The sequence below is a fragment of the Streptomyces sp. NRRL S-495 genome (genome assembly GCF_000966955.1).
Lineage (GTDB): Bacteria > Actinomycetota > Actinomycetes > Streptomycetales > Streptomycetaceae > Kitasatospora > Kitasatospora purpeofusca.
Map to the genome: position 1 here is coordinate 1 of NZ_JZWY01000669.1, position 3,686 is coordinate 3,686.

4 protein-coding genes are annotated in these 3,686 nt (G+C 75.9%); 2 read left to right on the forward strand and 2 right to left on the reverse strand.

Annotation, left to right across the window (positions count from 1 at the left end; translation table 11 throughout):
- Together VR45_RS30430 and VR45_RS30435 are read right to left on the reverse strand one after the other, a co-directional pair.
- On the reverse strand, positions 1-1,002 hold a 1,002-nt coding region (locus tag VR45_RS30430), incomplete at its 3' end, for a DUF4135 domain-containing protein (RefSeq protein WP_234326317.1).
- 591 nt (positions 1,003-1,593) lie between these two features.
- Positions 1,594-2,238 (reverse strand): class I SAM-dependent methyltransferase, encoded by a 645-nt coding sequence (locus VR45_RS30435; RefSeq protein ID WP_045943087.1) that lies wholly within the window; start codon positions 2,236-2,238, stop codon positions 1,594-1,596.
- 315 nt (positions 2,239-2,553) lie between these two features.
- Between VR45_RS30435 and VR45_RS30440 the strand changes: the two genes are divergently transcribed.
- Both VR45_RS30440 and VR45_RS30445 read left to right on the forward strand, forming a co-directional pair.
- Positions 2,554-2,997: a nuclear transport factor 2 family protein gene (locus tag VR45_RS30440; protein WP_052709493.1), complete on the forward strand. Its 444-nt coding sequence runs from the start codon at positions 2,554-2,556 to the stop codon at positions 2,995-2,997.
- A gap of 196 nt (positions 2,998-3,193) precedes the next feature.
- The coding region (locus VR45_RS30445; protein ID WP_045943088.1) for a response regulator transcription factor at positions 3,194-3,686 on the forward strand (493 nt) is incomplete at its 3' end.

Below are 3,686 nucleotides of genomic sequence, written 5' to 3' on the forward strand. Positions count from 1 at the left end.
GCGGTGGACGGACTCGGCGAGCGCCCGGGCCGCCGGGTCCTCGTCGGGGGCGCCGGTGTCGGGGGTGCCGGTGTCGGCGGTGCCGGTGCCGGGGGAGGGGCGGGGCTCGCCCGCCGGGGGATGGAACAGCGTCTCGACGTCCACCAGGACCGGATGGTCCCCGCAGGCGATCAGGTTCTCGAAGTGGGTGTCGGTGCCGTCCAGGACGTGCAGCAGCGCGAGCAGCGCGCCCTGCCGCCGGTAGAACCGCTCGACGTCGTAGCGGGTCAGGCAGGGCCGGGCCTCGGCGTACTCGGTCCAGCCGTGGGTGCCCCGGTCGAGCAGGCCGAGCGCGCGCAGCCGGGGCACTCCGGGCTGCGCGCCGTACCAGCCGAGCAGGGTGTTGAAGTGCCGGTGCGCGGCGGGCGGCCGGGGGCGGTGGACGACGGCGGCGCCGTTGGCGAAGTGCAGCACGGCGACGGCCCGGCCGCGCCGGTGGCGGTCGCCGGCGTCGGCGGTGACGGCCAGCAGCGTGCCCGGGTCGCGGCCGCGCAGCAGCCCGGCGACCAGCAGCGCCCGGTCGGCGGCGAAGCGGTCCAGCAGTTCGGCGTGGGCGTCGGCGGCGTTCAGGCAGGCGCGGGCGAGCAGCCGGGCCAGGACGGGGTAGTCGCGCAGCAGCGCGGCCAGGCCCTCGCGCCGGGCGGTGAGCGCGAGGAAGGAGCGGAACCGCTCCTGCGGGGTGCCCCCGGCCAGCCGCCCGGCCGCCCGGGCCGTGTTGAGCTCCAGGACGAGGGTGCGGGCGGCGATCCGGGCCAGCCGTTCGGTGAGCCGTGCCGTGAACTCGGCGCGCAGCGCGGTCAGGTCGATCCGGTCCAGCTGGTCGGCCGCCCGCACGGCGGGGGTGAGCGCGGTCAGCAGCCGGACCTGCGCCCGGTCGGCGAAGGGCTGGAGGACGAGCGCGAAGCCGCTCAGGCCCGGGTAGGCGGCGCGCGGCACGACCGGCCGGACGGGCGCGGCGGCCACCGCGGCCTCGGTGAACGCGGCCCAGTCCGGGCGGGTGGCGGGCGCGGGCCGACCGGGGGTCAGTCCCCGTTCCCACCACGGCGGGCCGCCGGCACGGGGGGACCGGAGACGAGCGTGGTGGGAACGGGGAGTCTGGGAGGGGTGGGGCTGGTTCGGGTCGGGGCGGCTCGGGCGGGGCTGGTTCGGGTCGGGCTGGTTCGGGTCGGGTGCCGCCGTCTCCGCCGTCGGGGCGGATGCGGCGGGTGGTGCGGGTGGAGCCGGTGGTGCGGGGAAGTCGCCGGGCATCGGAGTGTGCGGGAACGGTATGGCCGAGGGAACCGCCGGTGCGACCGGGCCCTGAACCGGTCCGGCGCCCCCGTCGGGGCGCGTGCTGCGCACGGCGTTCACCTCAGCCACCACCGCACCTCCGATGCCGGGAGAGAGCCGCGCTGCCGTCGAAGGCGCTGCCCTCGTTGCTGATCCTGTCGTTGGGGCGGTTGCCCCATCTTTGTGCCGCTCGGCCCGCACGATCCGCCGGACCCCCGCCGATGGAGGGGGGCGTTCCGGGTGGCCGGGCCCGGTCCGGACCCCGCCCGGGGGCCCGGGTGTCCGCTAACGGCGGGCGAGGAGCAGTTGGGTGGCCGTGGCGGGGCGGCCGTTCATGGTGTGCACCGGGAGCTCCCGCGCGTCCACCCGGTCGAACCCGGCGAACAGCCCGTCCAGCCAGTCCCGGGTGTGGTGGCGGCAGACCGCCCCGTCACCGGTCTCGAACACGCCGAACCGGCCGAAGCGCGCCTCGAAGCGCCGGTAGCGCTCCTGGTTCCGCTCGTCCGGCTGGAGGACGTAGTCACTGACGTGCAGCAGCCCGCCCGGCCGCAGGACCCGGTGCAGCTCGGCGACCAGGGCGCGCTGGGCGTCGTCGTCGGGCACGCAGGTGAGCACGGCGAACAGGAAGGCCGCGTCGTAGCTGCCGTCCGGCCGGTCGAGCCGGGGCGGGTCGGCCAGCACGGTGAAGCGGGCGGCGGGCTGTTCGGCGCGGGCCCGGGAGATCAGCTCGGGGGCGACGTCCACGCCCTCGATGTCACGGAAACCCAGGTCGAGCAGGTCGCCCGCGAGCCGGCCGTAACCGCAGCCGTAGTCGAGCAGGGCGGCCTCCGGGTCGATCCGGGCCGCCCAGGTGGGGTTGAGCGGGTGGCCGAAGGTCTTGGTGGTCCCGGTGGAGTTCCAGTACGCGGACTGGTCGTCAGGTGCCGACATGGCCCGATGATGGCACGCCCCGGGTGACGGTGGTGCGCCGGGGGTGCGTGGGGCGTGTGGTCGGTGCGGGAGGAGGCGTGGCACGTGGGGCGGGGGTGGGACGGTGGGCGAGGGTGGGCCTCCCGGTCGGACGGTGGTCCCGCCCGGCGGCGCGGATCCGAGGCCCACCGGCCCCCGTCCACCGGCAATGCCCACCGGCACCGACCCTGACGCACCGTCACCAACTCGCCGCCGTACCCTTGCCGAGGAACTCCGGGCCCGGATATCCATCAGCCCACCGGGGGACATCCCCGGTCCTGTCGAGAGGAACGTCCGATGACCGCCACCGCCTCGCCGAGTGAAGTCCTGCACCAGTTCGTCCAGTTGATGGGCAAGGGCCCCGACCTGGCGGTGGTCGACCTGGTCACCGCCGATGCCGTCTTCGAACTGCCCTATCTGACACCCGGCGTGCCGCCGCAGCAGCCGGGCCGGGAGGCCTTCCTCACCCATCTCCAGCGGGGGGCCGCGATACAGCGTTTCGACGCGGTCGACCACATCGAGGTGTACGGCACGACCGATCCCGAACTCGCCGTCGCCGAGTACCGGCTGCACGGCGAGGTGCTGGCCACGGGCAAGCGCTACACCCTCGACTCGGTGATGTTCGCCCGGGTCCGGGGCGGCCTGATCACCTGGTCCCGGGTCTACACCAACCCCCTGGACGGCGCGGTCGCCTTCGGCGCCGTCGAGCGGCTGCTCGGCGCCCTCCGCCCGGCGGAGTAGTCCGCCCGGCGGAGGATGCACCCCTCGGCGGCGGGGCGGCCCGGCGGCCCGCCACCGCGGGGCCCCGCCGTCCGTCCACCGCCGCCCGTCCACCGCACATGGGGTCGTTCGGCCCTGGGGCCGACGCGGGTCGCAGGGGATGATGCGGTGGACCCGGCGTGTGGTGTGCCGGACAGGGAGAGGGTGGAGTCGCGAGATGGCGAGCGAGACGACCGGTGCCGCCGCGCCGGCGCCGGTCAGGGTGTTCCTGCTGGACGACCACGAGGTGGTGCGCCGAGGGGTGCACGACCTGCTGGACGGCGAACCCGACCTGGAGGTGGTCGGCGAGGCCGCCACCGCCGAGCAGGCCCTGGTCCGGGTCCCGGCGCTGCGCCCCGACGTCGCCGTGCTGGACGTGCGCCTCGGCGACGGCGACGGTGTGGCCGTCTGCCGCGAACTGCGCTCCAGGATGCCCGACCTGGCCTGTCTGATGCTGACCTCCTTCGACGACGAGGAGGCACTGCTCGACGCCGTGATGGCGGGTGCGGCCGGCTATGTGCTGAAGCAGATCAGCGGCACCGACCTGGTCACCGCCGTCCGGACCGTCGCCTCCGGCCGCTCGATGCTCGACCCGGGCGCCGCGACCCGCCTGCTCAACCGTCTGCGCAGCGAGGCCCAGCCCGAGCGGCCGGCCACGGGCGGACCGGAGC